Consider the following 25,560-nt stretch of genomic DNA (forward strand, 5'->3'; position numbering starts at 1 on the left):
TGATATTGGCGCCTCGTTCCGGCCCTGAAATGACGTCGGCGGGACAGCCCGGTGCGCTTGAAATACGATCAGCTTAGCAGGCTGCGGTTGTCGCGCGAAAGGGGCAGGGGGGATTTTGTGTAAAAATCGCTCGGGCTGCGGGCGCAAGGCAGCGTGCGCCGCCTTCAGACTGCGCTAACCGATCCCCGTCTAGCCTAGCACAGGCGAATATGGGGCGGGAAATACATGAGCGTTGATGTGCAAAAATCGGTTCCGTCGGCGGACTGGGTCTTTACCGAACACGCCGTCGATCATGGCGACGTGCGGGCGCGCTGTGACCTGTGCGGGCGCAAAAACTTGCGGTTTCGCTTCCTGTTGCGCCACGCGGCGGGGGCGGAAATGTGGGTTGGATCCGGCTGTGTCGGGCGTTTCCTGATGTCGGTATCCCCGCCTGACCCAGCCACGCAAACGGCGCTGCGCCACAGGGTGGCGCGTGCCAAACGAGGGGCAGGGGGCTGATCAGGCCGGTTTGCGACGGATACCAATCGGGCGCCCGACGCGCTCAGACACCGGTAAATCCGCGTGTGCGGCTTGCATCTGCGCGACCTTAACCGCAATTTCAGGCGGATAAGGCGCCACGCGCGGCCCGGACATATCGATATGCAGGCTCAACCCCTCGCCAGTTGCCGCCAGCCAGCCATCTTCGTGCCAAAGCTCCTGATAGAAATGGAACTTTCGGTCGTCATGGTCCAGCATCTGAAAACTGGCGCGCACCCGGTCGCCCAGATGCAACTCGCGAACATAGCAGATGTGAAACTCGGCGGCATAGGTCGTGTGGCGCTGGGTCTGGGCATACTCCGGACCAAACCCCATCAGGGAAAACGCCTGATCCGCGCCTTGGTCAAACAGAACGCCATAAAACGCCATGTTGAGATGGCCGTTGAAGTCGATCCAGTCCTTTTTGACCTCCATGTAGGAGGAAACAAACGGCGCGGGATAGGTCATATGCGGTTCCTGTCGAATGTTGTTCGGGGCCGGATCAAAGCCCCAGCTTCTGCGCCACCAAAGCATTGACGGCCGCCGGGTTGGCCTTGCCGCCGGTCGCTTTCATCACCTGACCGACAAACCAGCCCGCCAGTTTCGGATTGGCCTTGGCCTTTTCCACCTGCGCCGGGTTGGCGGCAATCACCTCGTCCACTGCGGCCTCGATGGCGCCAGTATCCGTGACCTGTTTCATGCCGCGCTCTTCGACGATCTGCGCCGGGTCGCCGCCTGTCGTATAGACGATCTCGAACAGATCCTTGGCGATCTTGCCGCTGATCGCGTCGCTGCTGATCAGGTCGACAATGCCACCCAGCTGCGCCGGGGTGACCGGCGAGGTGGTGATATCGGCGTCGTCTTTCTTCAAACGCCCGAACAGCTCGTTGATCACCCAATTCGCGGCCAGCTTGCCGTCACGCCCCTGCGCCACTGCCTCGAAATAGGTCGCATTTGCGACCTCGGCGGTCAGCACGTTGGCGTCATATTCTGACAGTCCAAAATCTGCGATAAACCGCGCCTTTTTGGCGTCGGGCAGTTCCGGCAGCGTGGCCTTGATCTCATCAACCCAAGCCTGTTCGATTTCCAGCGGCAGCAGATCGGGATCGGGGAAATAGCGGTAATCATGCGCCTCTTCCTTCGACCGCATCGACCGGGTTTCGTTCTTGTCCACGTCGTACAGCCGTGTTTCCTGAACCACCTCGCCGCCTGCTTCGACAATGGCGATCTGGCGCCGGGCCTCGACCTCGATCGCGGCCTGAATAAACCGCATCGAGTTCATGTTCTTGATTTCGCAACGCGTGCCCAGATGGCTGAAATCCTGCGTCGCCTGATACTTCTCGTACTGACCCGGTCGGCAGATCGACACGTTCACGTCAGCGCGCATGTTGCCGTTTTGCATGTTGCCATCGCATGTCCCCAGATAGCGCAGAATCTGGCGCAGCTTGACCACATAGGCCGCCGCCTCTTCAGGGCCGCGAATGTCGGGACGGCTGACAATCTCCATCAGCGCCACGCCGGTGCGGTTCAGGTCCACAAAGGACATGTTCGGATCCATGTCGTGGATCGATTTGCCCGCGTCCTGCTCCAGATGGATCCGCTCCACCCGCACCAGACGCGCCACACCCGGCGTCATATCGACCAGAATTTCACCCTCGCCCACGATGGGGTGATACAGCTGCGAAATCTGATAGCCCTGCGGCAGGTCTGGATAGAAATAGTTCTTGCGGTCAAACGCCGACCACAGGTTGATCTGTGCATTCAGGCCCAGCCCGGTGCGCACAGCCTGTTCAACGCAATAGTCGTTGATCACCGGCAGCATTCCCGGCATCGCCGCGTCCACAAAGGCCACGTTGGAGTTCGGCTCGGCCCCGAATTTGGTCGACGCGCCCGAGAACAGTTTCGCGTTCGAGCTAACCTGCGCGTGCACTTCCAAGCCGATCACAAGCTCCCAGTCGTGCTTGGCCCCGGCAATCACCTTGGGTTTCGGGGTCTCATAGGTCAGATCGAGCATACCAACAGTCCTTTGTCACGGATTGCTCCGGGTTCTAGGACAGGGGCGCAGAGGGGGCAAGGGGGCAGGTGCCGCCTTGCGTGTTCTTCACGCCGTCAGAATGACCTGCGGGCCGCTTTCGGCAAAGACAATCCGTGCCCCTTTGCGAATCTCCGCTTCGAAATGCTCGGCGATGCGCTGCAGCGCGCTGCCACGTCCGGCCTCGGCCACAACCTCGCGCCGGGCCTGCGACAGGCGCGGCTCCGGCCCATCCGCCGCCATCCCCCACAAAAGTGGGTGAATTTCGCGCAGATGGTCCTGTAGGATCCAGTCAAACGCAGCGGTGATCTGCGCCAGCTTGGTCCGGTATTGCGCCTGCCTGAAGCGTGGCTGGCTCAGGGTGACAGAACAGAAGGCCGCCAACATGTTGACCGTGTGCTGATCCGTACGCCGCGTCAGGATATCCCGCAGGCCTTCAACAAAGAAATCGGTGTCCAGCATATCAAGCGCTTGTGGGTCCGCCGCCAGCGCATCCAGATACATCCAGACATAGCCGCCCGCATCCCACACGTCGCCGGTCAACACGGCAATGCGCCGGGCTTCGACCTCCAACTGCTGATAGCTGCCGAACCATCGCGGCAGCAGATGATTGCCAAAGGCTCGCATATGGCGCGGGTTGGTCGGGTCCAGCTCGATCAGATCCTCGTAATCGTCCGCGACACGCACCTGTGGCACCTCTTGCACCGACAAAAGCGCACATTGGGCTGCGGCCAAAGCGGGGCTGTTGCATTCAAACGAATTGAAGCCATCCAGCAGATCCGAGGCCCGCTTCATCTTGGCGATGAATTTGCGCCAGTGCGATGGCGGCACGTCCTGCGCCCAGCCCTCGCCACGCCATGCCCAGGCGATATCGATATAGGCGTGGATCACGACCAGCGCGACGCCGTAATCCTCGGGGTATTCCGCCAGAACCTCCTCCAGTTCGGCCAGCCCTTGACGCGGCGCCTGTTTGCTCATTTGGCCGGGGTCGGTCAGGGCCGCTTCCACCAGTGTGACAACGTCGGCGCGCGCGCCATACGCCAGCAAGTCCGCCAGCGGCATCCCGCCTTCGGTCGCCGCCCGCGCCTGATCATACTGTCGAATCAGTGCTCCCAATTCATCCCAACGGTCCTGCCGGGCCAGAAACCGGCCCTGCGCTTCGAACTTTTCACGCTGCAGCTCCTCGGGGCCGATGGCATGCACCAGCACATCAAGCGCGTCAGCGGCCGTTGCGGCCTGCAATGGCCGTGCTTCCGTCTGTGGTCTTCTGCGGGCACCGCCAACCACCGTGGACAAAATTGCCTCACGTGTGGGTTGGGCCTGTGGTGCGTCGGGTAAAGATCGCTTTTTGCGGGGCAGAAAGAACATTGAAAATCCGCTTCTTAAGTCTGGTATTGCCAAGCTACTCTGAGTGGATATTCGGGCAGAAAAATGGCAGTGCGGGGGAGATTCCATACCACTTTGTGGTGAAGTATCCGTACTGTTTCTTCCTGCGGTGAAATCCCGAATTCAGGGCGATATTGTCGAACAAAAGCGGTCTGAAGCTTTGCGCCTGACAGGGGGGGCGCCTGCGATCAAAAACGCCCAGCCAATCATGGGCCGTCCGCTGTCTTGTCCGGTTGGAAAAATATCAGGCCTGTTGGGCCAACGCATCAACCCGGATTGCACTATGTGCAAACCAGCGGCGCAGATGCCGCGATGATGGCAGCGAGGTCACAGGCAGCGGCACACGGCGCCCGCCCACCAGTTCCAGATGCGGCGCGCGCATCAGAAACGGCGCACTCCGCCCCCCGATCGAGGCGATACCCGCCAGCGGAAATGACCAGTGCTTGTTACCATAGTAGATATGAAAATGCGTTTCCGTCAGCCAACACCCCGAGCGAATGCTGGTCATGATTTCCCGCCACACCGCCGCAGAAAACAGCGCGATGGCCGAGGTCATAAGCACACCCTGCCAGACCTGAATGTGGTCGGCAACGACAAACAATATCACCCACAACAGCGCAAGCGCGAACAGCTTGGCCACCTGCAACGGGTCAAGCCCTTGCCAATGATATTCTTCGATACGTTTCATGCCTCAATGCTATTGTCGCATTGAGGCGGAACTTGGGCAAGCGATACCGGCAGGCATTGAAATATTATTGCCGTATCGCTGCCCGTATTGGTCTTTTTGCAAGGTCCGACCTATGCGCCGCGAATGCGCCCCAGCATTTCCGCCGTGTCCCGGCTCAGGTTGGGCGTCGACAGGATCCGATCAAGCTGCGCCTTGATCAGCCCCTGCCGACCGGCATCATACCGGCGCCAGGTTTCAAACGCCGAACACATCCGAGCAGTGGTTTGCGGGTTCAGCGGGTCCAGCCGGATCAACCAATCCGCCAACAGCGCATATCCCGCACCCGTGGCCTGATGAAACCCTGCCGGGCTTGCCGTCAGCGCGCCCAGCGTGGCGCGGAACCTGTTGGGGTTTTTCATTGTGAAATCCGGGTGCTTGGTCAGGGCGCGGGTCACATCCACGGCCTCAGCCGGGTCGGCGCAGGCGATTTGCAGGCTGAACCACTTGTCGATCACCAACCGGTCGTGCTTCCACTGCTCATAAAACGCCGTCGTGGCCGCAGTCCCTTTGCCAACCGTCAGAAGACAGCCATAGGCCGCCAGTTGCTGGGTCATATTGCCCGCACTGTCGTATTGCCGCTGCGCCTGCGCGCCACCATCCAATCGGCTCAGCAGCGCCAGCGCCGTATTGGCCAGCGCCCGCGCGCCGGTTTGCGTGGCATCCGGGCGGTACGCCTCCTCGATCTGATATTGGGCATAAAGCCGCGGCAGCAGGTCCTGCATATGCTGGGCCATGGCCTGTTTCAGCGTCTCAAGCGCCTGCCAGATCGCCTGCGGATCAGGCGTATGCCCCATATCAAACAGCGTCTGCGCCAGATCGTCCTGACTGGGCAGGCCCATCGCCAGCGCACGGAACGCCGGATCAAGACTGTCATCGCGCGCCACTGCCTGCAGCGCCTCAAGGAATGCGGTGTCGGGCGCAGCCCCCTCCAGAATCATCCGGATCAGACCATCCCGCGCCAGGGCACGCCCCGCTTCCCAACGATTGAACGGGTCGGTGTCATGCGCCAGCAGAAAGGCGCGCTCGGCATTGCTTGTCGCGCGCTCAAGGATCACCGGCGCCGAAAAGTTCCGCAAAATAGAAGGGATAGGCCGCGTCGCCAAACCATCGAAGGAAAAGCTCTGGCTGGCTTGCGTCATCTCCAGAACGGTTGTCGGCAGAACCTCGTCACCATTCGGGTTCAACAACCCCACGGCGATCGGGATCACGCGCGGGTCTTTCTGATCCTGCCCCGGCGTCGGCGGCGTCTGCTGGCTGAAATGTAGCGTATAACGCCCGTCCGCAAACTCATCCGTCACCGACAGGCGCGGCGTGCCCGCCTGCGCATACCAGCGTTTGAACTGACCCAGATCGCGCCCGGTGGCATCCTCGAACACCTTAAGCCAATCCTCGATGGTGCAGGCCTGCCCGTCGTGACGTTCGAAATACAGATCCAGCGCGCGGGCATAATCGGCATCGCCCACCAGCGTTTTCAGCATCCCGATCAGCTCGGCACCTTTTTCATACACCGTTGCGGTATAGAAGTTGTTGATCTCGACAAAGCTTTCGGGCCGCACCGGGTGGGCCAGCGGGCCATTGTCTTCACGGAACTGCCGCGCCCGCAGCTGTATCACATCCTCGATCCGCTTCACCGGGGCCGAGCGTACGTCAGAGGTGAACTGACTATCGCGGTACACCGTCAGCCCCTCTTTCAGGCACAGCTGAAACCAATCGCGGCAGGTGATGCGGTTGCCAGTCCAGTTGTGGAAATACTCATGCGCGATGATCGCCTCGATCCGCTCGAAATTCGCATCCGTGCTGGTTTCGGGGCTGGCCAACACGCATGAGGAGTTGAAGATATTCAGCCCCTTGTTTTCCATCGCGCCCATGTTGAAATCATCCACCGCGACGATGTTGAAGATATCCAGATCGTATTCGCGCCCGTAAACTTGCTCGTCCCACCGCATCGAGGCTTTCAGCGCTTCCATCCCAAAGGCGCATTTGTCCTCGTCGCCGGGTCGAACCCAGATGTTCAGCGTGACCTTGCGCCCGGATTGCGTGGTAAATTCGCCCGGATGCGCCAGCAATTCCCCCGCGACCAGCGCAAACAGATAGGCGGGCTTGGGCCAGGGATCGTGCCACTCGGCAAAGCCCGCGCCCTGTGCCACCGGGTTGCCGTTGGACAGCAGAACCGGCTCGGCCCCCTCGATGCGCACGGTGAAGATGCTCATCACATCGGGGCGGTCGGGATAGTATGTGATCTTGCGAAACCCCTCGGCCTCGCATTGGGTGCAATACATGCCGTTCGACATATAAAGCCCCTCCAGCGCGGTATTTCCGGCGGGCGCAATCTCAACCTCGGTCTCCCACACAAACGGCCCATCGGGGACATCGCAGGTCAGCCCGGTCTCGGTCAGCGTCGGCGTGACGGGGGCGCCATCAATGCTGGCGCTGATCAGGCGCAGACCCTCACCATGCAGGAAAAACGGCTGGGCGGGCGCGTCGGGGTTGGGCCGAAACACGATCCGGCTGATCACCCGCGTGGCGTCGGGCGACAGGCGGAACGTCAGATGCACGCTGTCCACCAGATGCGAATAGGCGGCGTAATCGGCAAGGTGGATCGTCTGGGGGGCTGCGTCTTTCATCGGGGGGCTCCGGCGGTATGAATTTGTCCGCACGTTAGGCCGATGCGACAAGGGCCGCAAGGCGCTGGGGGGATGCATCCCCCCTGCTGAAATGCTAAGCATCTGAGCGGGCCCATTCGCACCGGCCCTCTGCGTATGTGCGCAGATTTCTTGTTTTGAAACCTTTCAAATGCATATAATCTGACAATGAAGACAGAGAAGGCGCAACATGACCCGACCCGTTGTAGGCATTATCAGTAACCACCACCTGATCAACGACAGCTATCAGGTCCACGCAGGCGGCGTCATGAATACCGAAGCCGTGGCGAACGTGTCGGGCTGCATTCCCATCCTGATCGCCGCTGACCCGCGCTTTGTCTCGGTCGATGAACTGCTTGAGGTCTGCGACGGCTTCGTTCTGACCGGCGGGCGGCCCAATGTGCACCCCGAAGAATACGGCGAACCGGAAACCCCCGCCCATGGTGATTTCGACCGCTGCCGTGATGCGATCGCGCTGCCGCTGGTGCGCGCCTGTGTCGAACGCGGCCAGCCCTTCATGGGCATCTGCCGCGGGTTTCAAGAGGTGAACGTGGCCATGGGCGGCTCGCTCTACCCCGAGATTCGCGATCTGCCCGGCCGGATGAATCACCGCATGCCCCCCGATGGCACGCTTGAAGAAAAATTCGCCCTGCGCCACAAGGTCAGCTTCACCGAAGGCGGGGTGTTTCACCGCCTGATGGGCGCCCCCGAGGTCATGACCAACACGCTGCACGGGCAGGGGATCAAGACCGCAGGCGCGCGGGTCGTGATCGACGGGCTGGCCCCTGATGGCACACCCGAGGCGATTTATATCGAAGGCGCGCCGGGCTTTACCCTGTCGGTGCAGTGGCATCCTGAATGGGACGCGGCCAATGATCCGGTCTCGCGCCCGCTGTTCACCGCCTTTGGCGAGGCAGTTCGCAACTGGGCTGCGTCGAAATCGGCCCGGCTGCTGAAATCCGCCTGAAACCGCGCTCAGGCGGCCTGAAGGATCCGGGCCTCAAAGCTGCGCAGACATTGCCGTGCCGTGTCGCCATAGCCATTGGGATTGCCGCGCAACTCGGGGAACAGCTCGAACAGCTCTTCGCGCGCGGGGTCGCTGATCGCCTCAAGCCCCATTTGCGCCGGGTGAAAGCTTTCGCTGGCGGCCCCTTCGGCAAAGACAATCTCGTGCTGGTCGAACAGGATGTGGATATACTCCACACTGGCCTGCTCATGCTGCCGGATTGTGGTGCCGTTGACCATATACTTGGCTGGGATAAGCACTTCAGAACTGTCGAAGTACAGGCTGGCCATGCTGGACCGATGCAGCATCCGGTGTTGCGGTGACACCAGCAATTCATGCGTGTTGCCAATGCTGCGCGGGGCAAAGCGGATTGGCGCAAATGTGCCGTGGCCCTCGACCTGACGCTTGCCCACCCAGCGGATCGGCTGCACTCCATTGTCACGCGTCACCACCTGATCACCCAGCCGCAGTGTCTCCACCGGGCGCGGGCCGAAGGGCGTCAGAATCCGCGTGCCCGCCGTAAAGCAGATGATCACACTTTCGATATTCTGAAAGTTCACCAACGTGCCGTCTGCCAACGTCGCAGACCCGGCCAGCGCCGCCGGATCGGTATTGGAATAACTCACGTCGTCCCAGTCGATCAGCCCGCCGAAATCCAGCGTATCGCCACCCGGTTCCGCTGTTTCGCTGCCGTCAATGGTGATGGTGCCGCCACCAAGGTTGCCGGTATCAAGCACAAACGTGTCATTGCCGGCGCCACCGGTCGCGGTGTCACCCGACCCGACGTGCAGCACGTCATCGCCCGCGCCGCCATCGACCACATCGGCCCCGGCACCGCCCCAGATTGTGTCGTTGCCGTCCTCGCCAAACAGGCTGTCATCGCCGCCCGCGCCGTCGATCAGATCGTCGCCCGCGCCGCCATAAAACACGTTGGTCCAATCCGCCCCCTGACCGTCATATCCGGTCAGCGTGTCGTTCCAGTCGGACCCGATGATGCCATCCAGCCCCCCGGCCAGCGTATCGCCCGTCGCATCGCCACCCGAAGCGGTGTTGGCCCCCAGATCAATCGCCACCCCGGCCGACGAGGTGGAATAATCCAGATAATCCATGCCGCTGCCGCCAGACAGGCTGTCGCCACCCGCGCCACCCGCCAGCGTGTCATCTCCGGTGCCGCCGATCAGGGTGTCGCTGCCGCTTCCCCCGACCAGACTATCGGCGCCGTCTCCGCCGTCGATCGAGTCGTTTCCGGCGCCCCCGTCGACCGTGTCACCGCCTTGTCCGGAATATACTGTGTCATTGCCGCCATAAGCGACGATTGAATCGTTCAGCCCCCCGGCACCGGTGCCGGTGCCGCCATCGACCTGATCACCATTTGGATCGACATAGCTGGCGTCGATCAGATCAGCACCACCTGTGCCCTCGATCAACCCGTCGGGGGCGTCTTCGGAATAGGCCGGTGCACTGACCACGCTGGCCGTGTTCAGCCGATCAACCGAGCCATAGTCAGGGACAAAATAGACATTGCCGTTGGTGGCCAGAACATAGCTGCCCGGCTCGACCTCATTGGTGTAATTCCGCCCGCCCCAGCGCCCGCTCCAGACCCACTGGCCCGTGCCCAGAACCTCGTCCGTGGTGAAGCTGACATAGCCCCCACTGATCACATCGTTCGCATCAAGCGATCCGTCGCCCAACGTGACAAGATACCCTGACGGCATTGTTCTACTCTCCTGCCTCGTGCCACCGGTTCACCCGATCAGCACACACTCAATACGCGCGACCATGTCCCTGGCCGCTTTGTTGCCGTCCGGGATACAATGGCTGTGAGGCAGGTTTTGGATGGGTTTAAGGCAAATTGGCGGCAACTGTGTCAGGTCTGTGGCCGCCAATCTGAAAACATGAGCGTCAGATCAGCAGGTTGAACTGATCCTCCAACGGCAGGGACCGGGCGCGCGTGCCGGTCAGATCAAACAGCGCGTTGGCCAATGCGGGCATTGATGGCGGCGTGCCCGGCTCGCCCACCCCCGACAGATGCGCGCCTGTTTCCAGAATGCGCACCTGCGGCAGCGGTGCGTTGTGCATCCGCAACGCGTCGTATTCGGGGAAGTTCCCCTGCTCAACCGCGCCCTCGTCAAAGGTGATCTGCCCGTGCACCGCCGCCGACAGGCCGAAAATCATGCCCCCCGTCAGCTGCGCCTCGACGTTCTGCGGATCCAGCGCGGTGCCGACATCCGCTGCAATCCAGGCCCGGTTGATGCGGATCGTGCCGCCTTCATCCAGCACCTCGATCACCTGCGCCACCGGCGTGCCGAACGAATAGGTGAAGCCCACGCCACGCCCGATCCCGTCAGGCGTCTTGCCGGTCCAGCCTGACATGTCCGCCACCGCCTTCAGCACCGCAGCCGAAGGCGCATGCACCGGCTCGATCATCTCCAGCCGGAACGCCATCGGGTCACGCCCGGCGGCGTGGGCCAGCTCGTCAATGAACGTATCGTGGAAAAACCCGTTGAACGAATTCCCGACCGAGCGCCAGAACCCCACCGGAATATCCAGATCCGCCAGATATCCGCGCACCCGGTAATTCGGGATCAGATAGGGCTGATCAAACGCCCCCTCGACATGGCCCTTGTCCGGGCCCCCCATCGGCAGGCCCAGCAGGCGTGCGCCCGCTTGCCGCGTTGCCGACTGCGCCGCGATCTGCCCGTCCAGCAGCACCGCCTTGCCGTCCTTCACCGCGCCGCGGAACCGCGCCACCGCGCCGGGGCGGTAATAATCGTGGCGCATGTCCTCTTCCCGGCTCCACGTCAACTGCACCGGCGTGCCCTGCATCGCCACCGCGACCTGCGCCGCATAAACCGCATAATCGGTTTCCCCGCGCCGCCCAAATCCGCCACCCATAAAGGTGGTGTGCACAGTGACCGCCTCGGGCTCCAGCCCGGCAGCATCTGCACATCGTTTGCGCACCATCACCGGCGCCTGATTGCCGCACCACACCGTCAACGCCGCGCCGGTATACAGCGCCGTGGCATTCATCGGCTCCATCGTGGCATGCGCCAGATAGGGCAGGGTGTAACTTGCCGTTACTTCGGTTGCGCCCTCCGGCAGCGTATCGGCGTCTCCGTCATCGCGCATCGTGCTGTTGGGCTTGCCGTCCAGCGCCGCATTCAGAACCGCAAACACCGCAGCCGTATCCGCCGGGTTGTCCGAGGTTTTCCAGTCAACCTCGATCGCGTCGACCGCCTGCATCGCCAGCCAGGTATTGCTGGCCACCACGGCCACGCCATGCTCCAGCGGGATGATCTTTTCGACCCCCGCCATCGCCCGCGCCGCACTGTCGTCATAGCTGACCATGCCGCCGCCCAGATGCGGGTTCACCCGCAGCGCCGCAAACTTTTGCCCCGGCACCCGCACATCAATGCCAAAGGTGGCCGTTCCGGTGGATTTCGCCAGCATATCAACCCGCGGCATCGGCTTGCCAAGGTATTTCCACTGCGATTTGTCGCGCAGGCCCACGCGCGGCGGCTCAATCCGCGCCGCTTCTTCCGCCAGCTCGACATAGCTCAGCCGGGTGCCATCCGGCGCGATCACCTGACCGCCCTCGGTGCGCAACTGCGCCGAGGGCACGCCCAACCGCCGCGCCGCCGCCAGCTTCAGCACCTCACGTGCCGTTGCCCCGGCGTGGCGCATCTTCTCATATCCATCGACCATCGAACTCGACCCGCCGGTGACCTGAAGCGACATCAGCTTGCCCGCCTGCCCAAGGCTCTCCCCCACCGAATGCACGAACTCGGACTTGGCATAGTCCTTGAACGGCAACGCGGCCGCCATGATCGCCTGATTGAAATAGGCCTGACCGGGCGGTCCATGCAGGGTGGTGATATCCTCCCACGCCACGTCCAACTCCTCGGCCACCAACGCGGCCAGTGTCGAATGCACCCCCTGTCCCATCTCGGCCCGCGGCGTGATGATGGTCACACCATTGGCGTCGATCAGCACATAGGGCGTCAGCGCGGTCTGCCCCGCATCAGAGTGCAGCGGATTGGGCGCAGGCTGCTTGACCTTATAGACGCCAAACGCCACGCCGCCCACAATCGCAGCCGAGCCGATCAGAAACGAGCGGCGCGCGATTTTTCCAATGCTGGCCATGTCTCAGCCCTCCAAAGTTTTGGCGGCGCTGTGAATCGCGGCGCGGATACGGGGATAGGTGCCGCAGCGGCACAGATTGCCCTGCATCGCCTCGTCAATCTCGGCATCTGTCGGGGCAGGGGTGGTGGCCAGCAAACTGGCGGCCTGCATAATCTGCCCCGATTGGCAGTACCCGCATTGCGCCACCTGATGCGCAACCCACGCCTGTTGCAACGCATGCAGCGCGCCGGGGGCGCCCAGCCCCTCGATCGTCGTCACCTCGCCGGTCACATCCGACAGCGCCACCTGACACGATCGCACCGCCTCGCCGTCAATCTGTACCGTGCAGGCGCCACAGGCGGCGACGCCGCAGCCGTATTTCGTGCCGGTCAGCCCGATCTGATCGCGCAGTACCCAAAGCAGGGGCACATCGCCAGGCAGATCAACCTGATGGCTTTGCCCATTGATGGTCAGGGTCGTGGACATGGCGTTCGCTCCATTTTGTTGCGGCACTTTGACGTTGTGACAAAAATAGGACAAAATGTCAGGCTGTCAATTGACAAAATCACCTGAAACTGTCAGATCGAAAAAATGCAGAATAAAGCCTACGACCCCTTCGTGTCAGACCCCAAACAGGCGGCCATTCTCGCCTCTGCCTTCACGGCCTTCCGGCTCTATGGGTTCCGCCGTACCTCGATGGAGGATATCGCCCGCGGCGCAGGCATGTCGCGCGCGGCGGTCTATCTGCACTACCGCAACAAAGAAGACATCCTGCGCGCGCTGACCCAAGACTACTACGACCAGGCCGCCACGGCCATCTCCACCGTTCTGGCTCGGCCCCTCCCCGCGACTGACGCCCTGACCGCGGCCTTCGAAGCACAGGCCGGCCCGGTGTTCGAGGCCATGCTTTCCTCGCCGCACGGCCAAGAGCTTCTGGATACCAAATACGCCTCCAGCGCCGACATCGCCCGCGAGGGCGAGGCGCGGATGGCCGCCCTCTATGCCGATTGGCTGCGCAAGGAACAGGCCGCCGACCGGATCAGCCTGACCCCGTTTGGCGACGACCCGGCTGCTCTGGCCACCACAATGATGGCCGCGCTGCACGGCGTGAAGGCCGCAATGCCGGATTACGCCAGCTACCGCACCTCGGTCCGCCGCCTGGCCCAACTGTTCGGCGCCGCCCTGTCACGCTGACGCGCCCAAACCTTCACATCTTCCAAATATCCCCGCCGGAGGCTCCACCGTCACCACGCCGCACCGCGTCAAAGATCCGTGCGCAGATGCCACAATTCGGGGAACAGCTCGACCTCCAGCATCCGGCGCAGATATGACACCCCGCCGGTGCCACCTGTGCCGCGCTTGAATCCGATCACCCGCTCGACCGTGGTGACGTGATTGAACCGCCAGCGCCGGAAATAATCCTCCAGATCCACCAGTTTCTCCGCCAGCTCATACAGCTCCCAATATTGCTCGGGCGCGCGGTACACCTGCGCCCAGGCCTCTGCGACGCCAGGGTGCGCGGCATAGGCCTGGCGCGTATCGCGGCCCAGAACCGCCTCGGGCACCGGCTGCGCCTCCGACAGCAACCGCAGCGCCACATCATACAACGAGGGCTGCGCCAACTCGGCCTCAAGCAGCGCGGTCAGATCGGGACGATGCGCATGTGGCCGCAGCATGGCCGGGTTGCGGTTGCCCAGCGTGAACTCGATCAGCCGGTATTGATGCGACTGAAACCCTGAACTTTGCCCCAAGGCATCGCGAAACCGGCTGTAGTCCGACGGCGTCATGGTCCGCAGCACATCCCACGCGGAATTGAGCTGCTCGAATATCCGCGCCACCCGGCTCAGCATCTTGAACGCCGGGCGCAGCGCGCCTTTCTGCAACGTGCTGCGGGCAATGCCCAACTCGTGCAGCGCCAGCCGCATCCATAACTCCGAGGTCTGATGCTGGATGATAAACAGCATTTCGTCATGCGCGTCCGACAGCGGATGCTGCGCCGTCAGAATGGCATCAAGCCCCAGATAGTCGCCATAAGACATGCGCCCGTCAAAGGACATCTGCGCGCCATCCGTGGCGGGGTCGAAAGGGGTATCAGTCATGCAAAAGGCTCCTTGCCGGGGCGACCCCGGCGCGTTTCATCAGGTCACGCGGGCGCGGGTTTTATACGCGTCGCGGTCCCACAGACGGTTGCCCATCACGTCGGCGATTATCGCCACGGCGGCGCTGACATCACCCTCGTCGATATACAGGGGCGTAAAGCCGAAGCGCATGATGTCGGGCGCGCGGAAATCCCCGATTACCCCGCGTGCAATCAGCGCCTGTATCGCGGCATACCCGTCGGCAAAGCGGAACGACACCTGCGATCCGCGCGCGGCGGCATCGCGCGGGCTGGCCAGCTCCAGCATCGGACAGGCCGCTTCAACCTCGGCGATGAACTGCTCGGTCAGCGCAATGGACTGCGCCCGGACCTGCTCCATCGTGGTCAGGTCCCAGATATCCAGCGCCGCCTCAAGCGCGGCCAGCGCCAGCACCGGCGGCGTGCCGACCCGCATCCGGTCGATCCCGCTACCGGGGCGATAGGATGGCTCGAATGCAAACGGCGCGTCATGCCCAAGCCAGCCCGACAGGGCAGGGCGGGTGCTGTCCACATGGCGCGGCGCGACATAGATAAACGCCGGCGCACCCGGCCCGCCATTGAGATACTTATAGGTACAGCCAACCGCGAAATCCGCCCCGGCCCCTGACAGATCCACCGGCGTGGCTCCCGCCGTATGCGCCAGATCCCATACCGTGATCACCCCCGCCGCATGCGCCTTGGCCGTCAGCGCCTTCATGTCATGCAAGCGCCCGGTGCGATAATCGACCTCGGTGATCATCAGCACCGCAACCTCGTCGGTGATATTGGCCTCAACCTCTTCGGGCGCCACCACGCGCAATTCATGCCCCCGCCCCAGCGAGGCGATCAACCCTTCGGCCATATACAGATCCGATGGAAAGTTGCCGCTGTCCGACAGGATCACCCTGCGCTCTGGTCGCAGCTCCAACCCCGAGGCCAGCGCCTGATACACCTTGATCGACAGCGTATCGCCCAGCACCACATGCCCCGGCTCGGCCCCGATCAACCGGGCAATGCGGTCGCCCACGCGGGTCGGCTGCGCCATCCACCCGGCCTTGTTCCAGCCGGTGATCAGCATCTCGCCCCATTCATCCTGCATCACCGCACCCATGCGGGCAGGCGCCGCCTTGGGCAGCGGCCCCAGTGAATTGCCATCAAGGTAAATCACCCCCTCAGGCAGGTGAAACAGCGATTTGGTGTGGTGAAAATCAGTCATGCGCCGCTCTCTTTCGCAACTATCGTCAGCCCCAAAGCGGCGCGTGTCTTCTTCGGCAGCGCCGCCGCGATCATGTCATAGGACGCCCTCAGATGATCCTCAAGCGCCGCATCCGACAGGCCGGGCGGGCCGAAATGCTGCACCCACTTTAGCCCGCGCGACGCCATATAGGGCGCTGGGCGCAGCCCCGGCATATCGCTCAGAACCTCGAACCCCAGATCGCTGACCTTGAAGGTGAAGGCATCCTCGCCCGCGTTCCAGCCGCCGATTGCAAACACCTTGCCCCCCAACTTCCACACATCCGCATTGCCCCACTGCACCACATGCGTGGTGCTGGGCAACGCGGCGCAGAAGCTGTTGAACTCGTCCCGCGTCATGGCTCAGACCTGGCCACCGGCGATCTGGATCTCCTGACCGTTGACGCTTTCACAGATCGGATTGCACAGCCACATCGCGGTGGCGGCCACCTCTTCGGGCTTGATCAGGCGCTTGTGGCGGTTGGCCTGTATCATCATGTCGCGCGCCTGCTCGGCGCTGACCCCGGCCCGCGACGAAATCGCATCGGTGTTGCGCGCCACGATCGGCGTGTCGACATACCCCGGACAGATCGAGTTGAACGTATAAGGCCCACCCATGAAATCCTCGGCAAAGGACCGGATCATCCCGATCACCCCGTGTTTCGACGCCGAATATGCCCCGGCCCCGTCCAGCCCCCGCAGCCCCGCAATCGACGAGATCGCAATCACCCGGCCCCAATCGGTGGTCAGCATCGATTTCAGGCTTTCGCGCACGGTAAAGAAACAGCCATCCAGATTGGTCGCCATGACCTTGCGCCAGAACTCGGTGTCGGTCTTGTGCAGCTTGCGCCCCTCGGCAATGCCCGCATTGGCCACGCAGATCTGGATCGGCCCGCGCTCGGCCACAGCCGCCGCAATCACTTCGGCCACGGCCTGATCGTCGGTCACATCCATCACGGCCGGGAACATGTTGTCGCCCGCCACCTCCTGCAGCACCTCCAACCGGCGCCCGGTGATGGTGACGTTCACGCCCTCTGCGGCCAATGCCCGCGCCACGGCCAACCCGATGCCCGTGCCACCGCCGGTGACCAAGGCGTGTTTACCCTTGAGTTCCATATCGTTTCCTCCCTTACATGGGGGCACGATACAAGCGAGCGCCGCCAGCGCAAGCCGTGCAATTTCCGCGGCGCCCGGATGATGGCGACTTTACATTGATATTCAGTTCGGTGAATTTGATGCCATAGTGATTTATCCGGGAGGAGTACCATGAGACGCATTTTCATCTGGGGCGCGCTCGTGCTGGCGGCATCGGTCGCACAGGCCAGCGAAGACATCGCCGATCAATACCCGCAATCCGAACTCTACTCCAAACCGGTCGAGGTGATCCCCTATGTCTTCTCGGCCATCGGCGCGACGGCCCCTCCGGGGTATGACAACAGCGGCCATAACAACAACCTGTCCTTCGTGGTGACCGGCGACGGGGTCGTCGTGGTCAACGGCGGCGCCTCGGCCCGCCTCGCCAAGGCCCTGCATGACGAGATCAAGGCCGTCACCGACCAACCCGTCAAACTGGTGATCAGCGAAAACGGTCAGGGCCACGCGATCCTTGGCAATTCCTATTGGGCCGATCAGGGCGTCGATATCCTGATGCAGACCGAGGCCGCGCACGAGGTCAAGGAAAACGGCGATTTCATCCTGCAAGGCATGCAGCGTTATAACCGCGACAAGGCCGAAGGCACCCGGATCGTCGCCCCGACGATCACCTTCGAAGACCGCTATGACCTGACCATGGGCGATGTGACCTTTGAAATCCTCCACCTTGGCCCGGCGCATGGCCCCGGCGATACGCAGGTCTGGATCCCGAAGTGGAGCATGATGATCGCGGGCGACATCGCGTTTCATGAACGGATGCCGCCGATCTTTCAGGACACCTGCACCAGCTGCTGGATCGCCACATGGGAGGACAAGCTGGAACCGATCGCGCCGACCTATCTGATCCCCGGCCACGGCCATCCGACCAATCTGGCGCAGGTCCGGCGCTATACACATGATTATCTCGTCGATTTGCGCGAAAAGATCGGCGCACATATTGACGATGGGGGCGATCTGGCCGGAGCATACTATGTCGATCAGTCGCGCTGGGCGCATCTGGACACGTTCGAGGAACTGGCCACCAAAAACGCCGGTCGCGTGTTCGAGGAAATGGAATGGGAATGACAAAACACACCGCGCATCTTGCGGAGGGACCAAAATGAAATGGCTGGATATCCCGCCGGTCTGGCTTCTGGCGGCCATCGCGCTGGCTTGGGCACAGGCGCGGTTCGTGCCGTATGGGCTGAGTTTCGGGGGCGCGTTTGCCGATTTTGTCGGTGGCGTTCTGGTTGGGGGTGGGTTGGTGCTGATGGCGTTGGCGGTCTATGAAATGCGCCGCCATCACACCACGTTCATTCCGCACCGCGACGCCAACCAAATGGTCACAAGCGGCATCTTCAGCCGCAGCCGCAACCCGATCTATCTGGGCGATATACTGGTTTTGGCCGGGCTGATCCTGCGTATGGACGCGGTTTTGTCGCTGCCTCTGGTGCCGATCCTGCTGTGGGTTTTGGAAAAACGTTTCGTCATTCCCGAGGAAAATAGGCTGCGAATCAAATTTCGCGCGAATTTTGCGCGCTATTGTCAAAAGACACGCCGATGGATTTGACAGCGAGGCCTGTTCAGTGCATCTGAGGCTGGGCTTATGGCGCAATAAAGTTGCGCGAAACACGGATGACGTACTCCGAATGTATCGGAGATGTAAAAACTGTTCGAAAGGGGGACGTTTGCTTTGAAGATCGGAACGCCAAAGGAAGTTTTTGACGGCGAGGCGCGAGTTGCGATGACGCCGGACTCAGCTTTGCAACTGCAAAAGCTGGGCTATGAGTGTGCCATTGAAACCGGGGCCGGTGCTGCCGCCGGGTTCTCGGATGCGACCTATAAGGCCGCCGGGGTCGAGATCGTCAAGACTGCCGCCGCACTGTGGAAAGCGGCCGATGTCGTCGCCAAAGTGCGTCAGCCAAACGAAACTGAACTCAAGCGTCTGCGCGAAGGCCAGACCCTGATCAGCTTCTTCAACCCCGCCGCCAACGAGGCCGGGATGGAAGCGGCCAAATCCAAGGGTGCGACCGTGATCGCCATGGAAATGGTGCCGCGCATCAGCCGCGCCCAGAAAATGGACGCGCTGTCGTCGATGGCCAACATCGCAGGCTACCGCGCCGTGATCGAAGCAGGCAACAACTTCGGCCGCTTCTTCACCGGTCAGATCACCGCCGCCGGAAAAGTGCCCCCCGCCAAGGTTCTGGTTGTCGGCGCCGGCGTCGCGGGTCTTGCCGCGATCGGCACCGCCACCTCGCTTGGCGCGATCACCTATGCCTTCGACGTGCGTCCCGAAGTGGCCGAACAGGTCGAGTCGATGGGCGCCGAGTTCGTCTTCCTCGATTTCGAGGAAACCCAGCAGGACGGCGCCGCCACCGGCGGCTATGCCTCGGTTTCGTCGCCTGAATTCCGCGAAGCCCAGCTTGCCAAGTTCCGCGAACTGGCCCCCGAGGTCGACATCGTCATCACCACGGCGCTGATCCCCAACCGCGAAGCCCCCGAACTGTGGACCGAAGACATGGTTGCCGCCATGAAACCCGGCTCCGTGATCGTGGACCTTGCGGCGGAAAAGGGCGGCAACTGCAAACTGACCGTGATGGACGAGAAAATCGTGACCGAGAATGGCGTGACCATCATCGGCTACACCGATTTCCCGTCGCGCATGGCCGCACAGGCCAGCACGCTCTATTCGACCAACATCCGCCACATGATGACCGACCTGACCCCGAACAAAGACGGGCAGGTTGTGCAGAACATGGAAGATGACGTGATCCGGGGCGCGACCGTGACCCATGACCACGCCATCACCTTCCCGCCGCCGCCCCCCAAGGTGGCCGCAATTGCCGCGCAGAAACCCAAGGAAAAAGCCAAAGAGCTGACCGCCGAGGAAAAACGCGCCGCCGAAACCGCCGCGTTCAAAGCGCAGACCAAAAGTCAGGTCACGCTTCTGGCCGTCGGTGCGATCCTGATGATGATCGTGGGCGCCTTCGCCCCCGAAAGCTTCATGTCGCACTTCACCGTGTTCGCTCTGGCCTGCTTCGTCGGCTTCCAGGTGATCTGGGGCGTGTCGCACTCGTTGCACACACCGCTGATGGCTGTGACCAACGCGATTTCCGGCATCGTCGTTCTGGGCGCCCTGTTGCAGGTCGGCTCGGGCAACTGGCTGGTGGTGGTGCTGTCCGCCGTGTCGATCCTGATTGCAACGATCAACATCGTGGGGGGCTTCATGGTCACCCGTCGCATGTTGGCCATGTTCCAGAAATCTTAAGGAAAGGGAGCAGATAAATGAGCATTGGTATCGTTTCTGCCGCCTATATCGCGGCGGCTGTTCTCTTCATCCTGTCGCTGGGCGGTCTGTCCGGTCAGGAAAGCGCCAAGCGCGCGGTCTGGTACGGCATTGTCGGCATGGGTCTGGCGGTTGTCGCCACGATCTTCGGCCCGGGCATGGGCAACCTTCTGGTGGTGATCTTGATGGTCGGCGCCGGCGCCTTCATTGGCCAACTGGTGGCAAAAAAGGTCGAGATGACCGAAATGCCGCAGCTGGTCGCGGCCCTGCACAGCTTCGTCGGCCTCGCCGCCGTTCTGATCGGCTTCAACGCGCAGTTCGAAATGTCCCGCGTTGCCGAGATCATGGCATCCGCGCCCACCTCGCTGAATGAAACCGGCCTGCTGGCCTGGCTGCACGAGCAGGGCATCGACGGCTTCGCAGGCAAGGTCGCGCATAAAACCGCGGTCGAGCTGAACATCCTCAAGGTCGAGGTGTTCCTGGGCGTCTTCATCGGCGCTGTGACCTTCACCGGTTCGATCATTGCCTTCGGGAAACTGGCCGGCAAAGTTGACGGCAAGGCCAAGAAACTGCCGGGCGGTCACATGCTGAATGCTGCTGCCGCTGCGGGCTCGCTGATCCTGCTGGTGATCTACTTCAACACCGGAGCGCTCTGGCCGCTGATCCTGATGACCCTGCTGGCCTTCTTCATCGGCTACCACCTGATCATGGGCATCGGCGGCGCCGACATGCCTGTGGTGGTCTCGATGCTGAACAGCTACTCGGGCTGGGCGGCCGCCGCCATCGGCTTCAGCCTTGGTAACGACCTGCTGATCGTCACCGGCGCACTGGTTGGTTCCTCGGGTGCGATCCTGTCCTACATCATGTGTAAGGCGATGAACCGCTCGTTCATCTCGGTCATTCTGGGCGGCTTCGGCGGCACCACTGGCCCGCAGATGGAAGTCGAAGGCGAACAGATCGCCATCGACGCCGACGGCGTTGCCGCAGCACTGGACGAGGCTGACAGCATCATCATCATTCCGGGCTATGGCATGGCCGTGGCACAGGCACAGCAGTCGGTTTCCGAACTGACCAAGCGCCTGCGCGCCAAGGGCAAGAATGTCCGCTTTGCGATCCACCCGGTTGCTGGCCGTCTGCCCGGTCACATGAACGTGCTGCTGGCCGAGGCCAAAGTGCCCTACGACATCGTGATGGAGATGGACGAGATCAACGATGACTTCCCGACAACGGACGTTGCCATCGTGATCGGGTCCAACGACATCGTGAACCCGGCGGCACAAGAAGACCCCAACAGCCCCATCGCCGGCATGCCGGTTCTGGAGTGCTGGAAGGCGAAACAGGTGTTCGTGTCGAAACGCGGTCAGGGCACCGGCTATTCCGGTATCGAAAACCCGCTGTTCTACAAAGAGAACACCCGCATGTTCTACGGCGATGCCAAGAAGTCGCTGGACGAGCTGCTGACCAAAATCAGCTAAGCCGGGCACATCCCGAAAAACCAAAGGCCACCCTCCGGGGTGGCCTTTTTCGTTGCGCGCCAAGGGCGAGAAGCCCGCCAAAAAAAATCGCTTGAGCTGGAGTGCACTCCAGCCCCTATGCTGTCCCGACTCACCACGAAAGGGGGCAGATGTGAAGATTTCCGAAGTGGCCGCGAAAACCGGCCTGACGATTGATACCCTGCGGTTCTACGAGAAAATCGGCCTGATTACCCCACCACCGCGCGACGATGCGGGCAGGCGCAGCTATGACCCCGATATCCTGGGATGGGTGCGCTTCCTGGATCAGCTGAACGCGACTGGCATGAAACAGGCCGACCGCATCCGCTATGCCCGCCTGCGCGCCCAAGGCCCCGCCACCTATGCCGAACGCCGCCAGATGCTGGAAGACCACCGCACGGCCATCGCGGCGCAGTTGGTCCAACTGCAAGATACCCTGAAACTGATGGACCAGAAGGTCGTCCATTACCGCGCGCTCGAGGCGCAACATATTGAACCGGAGCCGACCCATGACTGACGCATTGCAACAAGGCCGCGCCCTGCTGGCCGGAATGAACCCGACGCTGGAGCAAGCGCTTTCCGACCGCTACGATGCCGCCGTGCCCGACATGGCCGAAACGCTGGTGGAATGGGCCTACGGTCGCCACTATGCCCGCGATGGGCTGGACCTGAAAACCCGGCAGCTTTGCACCATCGCCGCGCTGACCGCTTTGGGCGGGCACACAGCACCACAGTTGAAGGTCAACATCGCCCATACCCGCGCCGCCGGGGCAAGCGAGCGGGAAATCCTCGAAGTGATCTGGCAAATGGCGGTCTATGGCGGCATGCCTGCGGCGATCAACGGGCTGAACGCCGCGCTCGAGGTATTTTCCGCCCCCGAGGATGCTTGAGGCGCGGCGCGCAATGCGGCGCCGCAGCGGGGCGGTTTTCTGCACCTGCGATATGCATGTGATGTGCATGCTGTGTGCATGCCGGGTGTATCCCCGAAATCCCGTGACGTAACGGCGGATTTGACCGCAGCGCGCGGCAGTGTTCCTCTGACGTGGGAGCATTCAGGAGGATCACCATGTCGGATATGTTGGAAATGGGCCGCAAGGTTCTGGCCTCACAACCATTCAGCACGCTGCTGGGCACCCAGCTCACGACCTTCGAGCTTGGCCACGCCGAACTGCAATTGCCCCTGCGCCCCGATCACCTGCAACAGCACGGCTTCGCCCATGGCGGTGTCGTCAGCTATCTTGCTGATAACGCTCTGACTTATGCCGGTGGCTCGGTTCTGAACAATGTGGTGACGTTGGAAATGAAGATCAACTACACCCGCCCCGCCATCGGTGATCGCCTGATTGCCCGGGCTCAGGTCGTGTCGCACGGCAAGACACAGGCGGTCTGTCGCTGCGATGTTTTTGTGGTTGCCGAGGGTGTCGAGACCCTCTGCGCGGCGGCGCAGGGCACGATTGTACCTGTCGGCGGCGGCGCAAAAACGCTCTAATGTATGCCGTTGTATTCCGTCAACCTATTGGAAAATAACAAAAATATGTTTACTTTTGGGTGTCACCCTCTAGGGTGGCTGTCTATCAGGAGACTGCCATGCCCCCAATCGCCGACCATCCGCTGCGGTATGACCTTGCCAACGAACTGCACGCCCGGCCCTTTCCCGCGCTCAGCGTGCCGTGCACTGCGGTCTATCTGGCGATCAAACAGGCCGAGGATGCGGCGGGGCGCGACCGGCAGGCGGATCTGGATCACCTGATTGCGTTGCTGGATCGCCATGGCGCGGCACATCCGCAACCGGGGGCCACGCATTATTCGGGTCGGATCGGGCGGCACCGGTTGAAGTGGGAAAGCCACACCGAATTCGTGACCTACACCGCGTTTTCCGACGCCCTCAGTGCCCGCGCGTTTGACCCTGCCGATTTCGAGGTGTTCCCGGCCGATTGGCTGGATCAGGCCCCCGGCGCACGGGTCAGCTCGGTCCTGCTGCGGGTCGAACCTTGGCCGGAAAAAGAACAGGTTATACAACATCTTAACGACTGGTTTGTCCCCGAAAGCCTGGCTGTCAGCCGGGTTCTGGATGACGTCGCGGTGATGGCTGGCGATTTCCGGCTCGACCCCGCCGGACACATGCGCTTTGCGGTGTTTGCGGCCCCAGATGCCGGAACCCGCCGGATTGGCCGCGTCGTACAGCGCCTGTGCGAAATTGAGACCTATAAAAGCCTGTCGATGCTGGGGTTCGCCCGCGCGCGCCAAATGTCCGCCCGCATGGGCGCGCTGGATGGCGAACTGACCGGGCTGATGGACCGGATGAGCGACGACAGCACTGCCGCCGAGGGCACGCTGACAGGGTTGCTGTCCACTTCGGCCGAACTGGAGCGCATGGTGGCGCGCAATTCCTTCCGCTTCGGCGCCACTGCCGCCTATGAGGCAATCGTGCACCAGCGGATCGAGGTCATGCGCGAACAGCGGTTCGACGGGCGCCAGACCTTCAACGAATTCATGATGCGGCGCTATGATCCGGCGATGCGCACCGTCAAGGCCACCGAACGGCGACTGGCTACCATGGCGGACCGGGCCATTCGGGCGGGGGAATTGCTGCGAACGCGGGTGGATGTGGAACGCTCGGCCCAGAATCAGAAGCTGCTGGAAAGCATGGATCAGCGGGCTGACATGCAACTGAAACTTCAAAAAACCGTCGAGGGGCTGAGCGTGGTTGCGATCAGCTATTACGCGGTATCGCTGGTGTCTTATGTGGCCTATCCCCTTGCCGGGCTGGTCGGCCTCAGCAAGGGGGAATTGACGGCGCTGGTCACTCTGCCGGTTGTCGCGGTTGTTTGGGCGTCGATCCGGCGGATTCACCGGAAGATGCACTAAGCACGCGCCCGGTGGCCCAGCCGCCCAGCCCGATGCTGACGATCGCCAGAATGGCGGCGATGGACAGGGTCGGGATGCCCGACAGGCCCGCGCCCACGGTGCAGCCCCCGGCCAGAACTCCGCCAACGCCCATCAACGCGGCACCCGCAAGGTAGCGACCTGTTTGCCGTGCGTTGTCAAAGCTTTGCCATGCGAACTGCCCCCGGATCAATGCGGACAGAAGCGCGCCTGCAAACGCACCCCCCATCAACCCGGTGCCGAAATTCGCCGGGATCGAGCTGGACGCGATTGTCCAGAACAGCGTGTCGGCGGCGGGCGAGGTGAAGGACAGGCTTTCCAGTGCCACGGGATCAAAGTCGTCCAGCAGGATGAACCCGGTCCCAACCCACGCCAGCGGCACCAGCGCGCCCAACAGGGCTGCAAGAACCAGCATACCGGGCCGATTGCCTGACCGCAGCGCAAAGGCGAGCGCTGCGGCTGCGATCACAACGGCCCAGATCAGGGCCGAGCCGGGCAGGGCGGCGTTTTCCAGTGGTACAGTCACCGCGCCCAATGCGGTGCGTACGGGGGCTAAAACGCCCTTGAGCGTCGCATGTGCCACCACGGCGAAGACCACCAGCACCAATGCGGCACGCAGGTTGCCGCTGCCGGTCAGCACCGTCAGCCGCGACACGCAGCCCCGTGTCAGCACCATGCCCGCGCCAAACAGCAGCCCGCCAACGACAATGGCCAGGATTGGCAGATCCGCCACCATGAAGCGGTGATCTGCGAAGCTGATCAAATCATAGGACACGGCGGCCTGTGTGCCCAGAACCGCAACGGCCAGCGCAGTCAGCCAGACACCCGCTGCCGCGCGACGATCCTCGCCGACGATGGCACGGCGAAAGCAGAAGCGGGTGATCTGCGCGAGCACACCAAAGGCCAGGCCGATGGCAAGTGCTGCGTAGACTGCTGCTTGCGGTGCGGTCAGGTTCTCAAAACCGAAGGATTCAAACATTGGGA

General features: G+C 62.3%; 24 protein-coding genes. 11 read left to right on the plus strand and 13 right to left on the minus strand.

The window, feature by feature from the left end; genetic code table 11:
- Positions 1-225 precede the first annotated feature (225 nt).
- Positions 226-498 (plus strand): hypothetical protein, encoded by a 273-nt coding sequence (locus BSF79_RS10260; protein WP_090269806.1) that lies wholly within the window; start codon positions 226-228, stop codon positions 496-498.
- Here BSF79_RS10260 and BSF79_RS10265 read toward each other — a convergent pair whose 3' ends face one another.
- The 5 genes from BSF79_RS10265 to pepN all read right to left on the minus strand — a co-directional run bounded on the left by BSF79_RS10265 (position 499) and on the right by pepN (position 7,285).
- Positions 499-984, minus strand: a complete 486-nt coding sequence (locus BSF79_RS10265) for a thioesterase family protein (protein WP_090269807.1) — start codon at positions 982-984, stop codon at positions 499-501.
- A gap of 34 nt (positions 985-1,018) precedes the next feature.
- Positions 1,019-2,530 carry an Asp-tRNA(Asn)/Glu-tRNA(Gln) amidotransferase subunit GatB gene (gene gatB, locus BSF79_RS10270; protein ID WP_090269808.1) on the minus strand — a complete coding sequence of 504 codons (1,512 nt, stop codon included), beginning with the start codon at positions 2,528-2,530 and terminating at the stop codon, positions 1,019-1,021.
- Positions 2,531-2,617: 87 nt separating this feature from the next.
- On the minus strand, positions 2,618-3,790 hold the full coding sequence (locus BSF79_RS10275; RefSeq protein WP_139246427.1) for a hypothetical protein: 1,173 nt from the start codon (positions 3,788-3,790) through the stop codon (positions 2,618-2,620).
- A 388-nt stretch (positions 3,791-4,178) separates the two neighbouring features.
- Positions 4,179-4,622, minus strand: a complete 444-nt coding sequence (locus BSF79_RS10280) for a hypothetical protein (RefSeq protein WP_090269810.1) — start codon at positions 4,620-4,622, stop codon at positions 4,179-4,181.
- A 110-nt stretch (positions 4,623-4,732) separates the two neighbouring features.
- Positions 4,733-7,285 carry an aminopeptidase N gene (gene pepN / locus BSF79_RS10285; protein WP_090269811.1) on the minus strand — a complete coding sequence of 851 codons (2,553 nt, stop codon included), beginning with the start codon at positions 7,283-7,285 and terminating at the stop codon, positions 4,733-4,735.
- A gap of 208 nt (positions 7,286-7,493) precedes the next feature.
- Here pepN and BSF79_RS10290 point away from each other — a divergent pair, with 208 nt between their 5' ends.
- On the plus strand, positions 7,494-8,270 hold the full coding sequence (locus BSF79_RS10290; protein WP_090269812.1) for a gamma-glutamyl-gamma-aminobutyrate hydrolase family protein: 777 nt from the start codon (positions 7,494-7,496) through the stop codon (positions 8,268-8,270).
- An 8-nt stretch (positions 8,271-8,278) separates the two neighbouring features.
- Here BSF79_RS10290 and BSF79_RS10295 read toward each other — a convergent pair whose 3' ends face one another.
- The 3 genes from BSF79_RS10295 to BSF79_RS10305 all read right to left on the minus strand — a co-directional run bounded on the left by BSF79_RS10295 (position 8,279) and on the right by BSF79_RS10305 (position 12,917).
- Positions 8,279-10,024 carry a Hint domain-containing protein gene (locus BSF79_RS10295; protein ID WP_090269813.1) on the minus strand — a complete coding sequence of 582 codons (1,746 nt, stop codon included), beginning with the start codon at positions 10,022-10,024 and terminating at the stop codon, positions 8,279-8,281.
- A 187-nt stretch (positions 10,025-10,211) separates the two neighbouring features.
- On the minus strand, positions 10,212-12,452 hold the full coding sequence (locus BSF79_RS10300; protein ID WP_090269814.1) for a xanthine dehydrogenase family protein molybdopterin-binding subunit: 2,241 nt from the start codon (positions 12,450-12,452) through the stop codon (positions 10,212-10,214).
- Between the two features lie 3 nt (positions 12,453-12,455).
- Positions 12,456-12,917: a (2Fe-2S)-binding protein gene (locus BSF79_RS10305; protein ID WP_090269920.1), complete on the minus strand. Its 462-nt coding sequence runs from the start codon at positions 12,915-12,917 to the stop codon at positions 12,456-12,458.
- A 105-nt stretch (positions 12,918-13,022) separates the two neighbouring features.
- Here BSF79_RS10305 and BSF79_RS10310 point away from each other — a divergent pair, with 105 nt between their 5' ends.
- The gene (locus BSF79_RS10310) at positions 13,023-13,625 is read left to right on the plus strand and encodes a TetR/AcrR family transcriptional regulator (RefSeq protein ID WP_090269815.1); all 603 of its coding nucleotides are present in this window, start codon (positions 13,023-13,025) and stop codon (positions 13,623-13,625) included.
- Between the two features lie 68 nt (positions 13,626-13,693).
- Here BSF79_RS10310 and kynA read toward each other — a convergent pair whose 3' ends face one another.
- From kynA to BSF79_RS10330, 4 genes are read right to left on the minus strand one after another with little or no spacing between them, the layout of a single operon-like run.
- On the minus strand, positions 13,694-14,530 hold the full coding sequence (kynA, locus tag BSF79_RS10315) for a tryptophan 2,3-dioxygenase (RefSeq protein WP_090269816.1): 837 nt from the start codon (positions 14,528-14,530) through the stop codon (positions 13,694-13,696).
- Between the two features lie 39 nt (positions 14,531-14,569).
- Complete coding sequence (gene kynU / locus BSF79_RS10320) at positions 14,570-15,763, minus strand: kynureninase (protein WP_090269817.1); 1,194 nt, start codon at positions 15,761-15,763, stop codon at positions 14,570-14,572.
- Positions 15,760-16,140: an MmcQ/YjbR family DNA-binding protein gene (locus BSF79_RS10325; protein ID WP_090269818.1), complete on the minus strand. Its 381-nt coding sequence runs from the start codon at positions 16,138-16,140 to the stop codon at positions 15,760-15,762. The genes kynU and BSF79_RS10325 overlap by 4 nt, the downstream gene beginning before the upstream one ends.
- A 3-nt stretch (positions 16,141-16,143) precedes the next feature.
- Positions 16,144-16,896, minus strand: coding sequence for an SDR family NAD(P)-dependent oxidoreductase (locus BSF79_RS10330; protein ID WP_090269819.1), 753 nt, complete (start codon positions 16,894-16,896; stop codon positions 16,144-16,146).
- A gap of 150 nt (positions 16,897-17,046) precedes the next feature.
- Here BSF79_RS10330 and BSF79_RS10335 point away from each other — a divergent pair, with 150 nt between their 5' ends.
- The 8 genes from BSF79_RS10335 (at position 17,047) to BSF79_RS10370 (ending at position 24,558) form a co-directional block, all read left to right on the plus strand.
- On the plus strand, positions 17,047-17,997 hold the full coding sequence (locus BSF79_RS10335) for an MBL fold metallo-hydrolase (protein ID WP_090269820.1): 951 nt from the start codon (positions 17,047-17,049) through the stop codon (positions 17,995-17,997).
- A gap of 34 nt (positions 17,998-18,031) precedes the next feature.
- Positions 18,032-18,481: a methyltransferase family protein gene (locus BSF79_RS10340; protein ID WP_090269821.1), complete on the plus strand. Its 450-nt coding sequence runs from the start codon at positions 18,032-18,034 to the stop codon at positions 18,479-18,481.
- Between the two features lie 123 nt (positions 18,482-18,604).
- Positions 18,605-20,179, plus strand: coding sequence for a Re/Si-specific NAD(P)(+) transhydrogenase subunit alpha (locus tag BSF79_RS10345; protein ID WP_090269822.1), 1,575 nt, complete (start codon positions 18,605-18,607; stop codon positions 20,177-20,179).
- 17 nt (positions 20,180-20,196) lie between these two features.
- The gene (locus tag BSF79_RS10350) at positions 20,197-21,672 is read left to right on the plus strand and encodes an NAD(P)(+) transhydrogenase (Re/Si-specific) subunit beta (RefSeq protein WP_090269823.1); all 1,476 of its coding nucleotides are present in this window, start codon (positions 20,197-20,199) and stop codon (positions 21,670-21,672) included.
- Positions 21,673-21,823: 151 nt separating this feature from the next.
- Positions 21,824-22,207 (plus strand): MerR family transcriptional regulator, encoded by a 384-nt coding sequence (locus BSF79_RS10355; RefSeq protein WP_090269824.1) that lies wholly within the window; start codon positions 21,824-21,826, stop codon positions 22,205-22,207.
- Complete coding sequence (locus BSF79_RS10360; protein WP_090269825.1) at positions 22,200-22,580, plus strand: carboxymuconolactone decarboxylase family protein; 381 nt, start codon at positions 22,200-22,202, stop codon at positions 22,578-22,580. Before BSF79_RS10355 ends, BSF79_RS10360 begins: the two co-directional genes overlap by 8 nt.
- Positions 22,581-22,756: 176 nt before the next feature.
- Positions 22,757-23,179 carry a PaaI family thioesterase gene (locus BSF79_RS10365; protein ID WP_090269826.1) on the plus strand — a complete coding sequence of 141 codons (423 nt, stop codon included), beginning with the start codon at positions 22,757-22,759 and terminating at the stop codon, positions 23,177-23,179.
- 98 nt (positions 23,180-23,277) lie between these two features.
- A complete protein-coding gene (locus BSF79_RS10370) occupies positions 23,278-24,558 on the plus strand; it encodes a DUF3422 family protein (protein WP_090269921.1) in 1,281 nt (426 codons plus the stop codon).
- Here BSF79_RS10370 and BSF79_RS10375 read toward each other — a convergent pair.
- A complete protein-coding gene (locus tag BSF79_RS10375; protein ID WP_090269827.1) occupies positions 24,494-25,555 on the minus strand; it encodes a YeeE/YedE family protein in 1,062 nt (353 codons plus the stop codon). The genes BSF79_RS10370 and BSF79_RS10375 overlap by 65 nt on opposite strands.
- Positions 25,556-25,560 lie beyond the last annotated feature (5 nt).

It is taken from the genome of Thalassovita taeanensis (assembly GCF_900110775.1).
Classification (GTDB): Bacteria; Pseudomonadota; Alphaproteobacteria; order Rhodobacterales; family Rhodobacteraceae; genus Litorimicrobium; species Litorimicrobium taeanense.

Excerpts from the sequence above, each read along its gene's own strand:
- pepN (WP_090269811.1), bottom strand. The coding sequence starts at position 7,285 with ATGAAAGACGCAGCCCCCCAGACGATCCACCTTGCCGATTACGCCGCC.
- BSF79_RS10370 (WP_090269921.1), top strand. The coding sequence starts at position 23,278 with ATGCCCCCAATCGCCGACCATCCGCTGCGGTATGACCTTGCCAACGAA.
- BSF79_RS10295 (WP_090269813.1), bottom strand. The coding sequence starts at position 10,024 with ATGCCGTCAGGGTATCTTGTCACGTTGGGCGACGGATCGCTTGATGCG.
- BSF79_RS10365 (WP_090269826.1), top strand. The coding sequence starts at position 22,757 with ATGTCGGATATGTTGGAAATGGGCCGCAAGGTTCTGGCCTCACAACCA.
- BSF79_RS10310 (WP_090269815.1), top strand. The coding sequence starts at position 13,023 with ATGCAGAATAAAGCCTACGACCCCTTCGTGTCAGACCCCAAACAGGCG.
- BSF79_RS10375 (WP_090269827.1), bottom strand. The coding sequence starts at position 25,555 with ATGTTTGAATCCTTCGGTTTTGAGAACCTGACCGCACCGCAAGCAGCA.
- kynU (WP_090269817.1), bottom strand. The coding sequence starts at position 15,763 with ATGACTGATTTTCACCACACCAAATCGCTGTTTCACCTGCCTGAGGGG.
- BSF79_RS10260 (WP_090269806.1), top strand. The coding sequence starts at position 226 with ATGAGCGTTGATGTGCAAAAATCGGTTCCGTCGGCGGACTGGGTCTTT.
- BSF79_RS10300 (WP_090269814.1), bottom strand. The coding sequence starts at position 12,452 with ATGGCCAGCATTGGAAAAATCGCGCGCCGCTCGTTTCTGATCGGCTCG.
- BSF79_RS10280 (WP_090269810.1), bottom strand. The coding sequence starts at position 4,622 with ATGAAACGTATCGAAGAATATCATTGGCAAGGGCTTGACCCGTTGCAG.
- BSF79_RS10305 (WP_090269920.1), bottom strand. The coding sequence starts at position 12,917 with ATGTCCACGACCCTGACCATCAATGGGCAAAGCCATCAGGTTGATCTG.
- BSF79_RS10340 (WP_090269821.1), top strand. The coding sequence starts at position 18,032 with ATGAAATGGCTGGATATCCCGCCGGTCTGGCTTCTGGCGGCCATCGCG.
- BSF79_RS10330 (WP_090269819.1), bottom strand. The coding sequence starts at position 16,896 with ATGGAACTCAAGGGTAAACACGCCTTGGTCACCGGCGGTGGCACGGGC.
- BSF79_RS10360 (WP_090269825.1), top strand. The coding sequence starts at position 22,200 with ATGACTGACGCATTGCAACAAGGCCGCGCCCTGCTGGCCGGAATGAAC.
- BSF79_RS10325 (WP_090269818.1), bottom strand. The coding sequence starts at position 16,140 with ATGACGCGGGACGAGTTCAACAGCTTCTGCGCCGCGTTGCCCAGCACC.
- BSF79_RS10350 (WP_090269823.1), top strand. The coding sequence starts at position 20,197 with ATGAGCATTGGTATCGTTTCTGCCGCCTATATCGCGGCGGCTGTTCTC.
- gatB (WP_090269808.1), bottom strand. The coding sequence starts at position 2,530 with ATGCTCGATCTGACCTATGAGACCCCGAAACCCAAGGTGATTGCCGGG.
- kynA (WP_090269816.1), bottom strand. The coding sequence starts at position 14,530 with ATGACTGATACCCCTTTCGACCCCGCCACGGATGGCGCGCAGATGTCC.
- BSF79_RS10290 (WP_090269812.1), top strand. The coding sequence starts at position 7,494 with ATGACCCGACCCGTTGTAGGCATTATCAGTAACCACCACCTGATCAAC.
- BSF79_RS10335 (WP_090269820.1), top strand. The coding sequence starts at position 17,047 with ATGAGACGCATTTTCATCTGGGGCGCGCTCGTGCTGGCGGCATCGGTC.
- BSF79_RS10265 (WP_090269807.1), bottom strand. The coding sequence starts at position 984 with ATGACCTATCCCGCGCCGTTTGTTTCCTCCTACATGGAGGTCAAAAAG.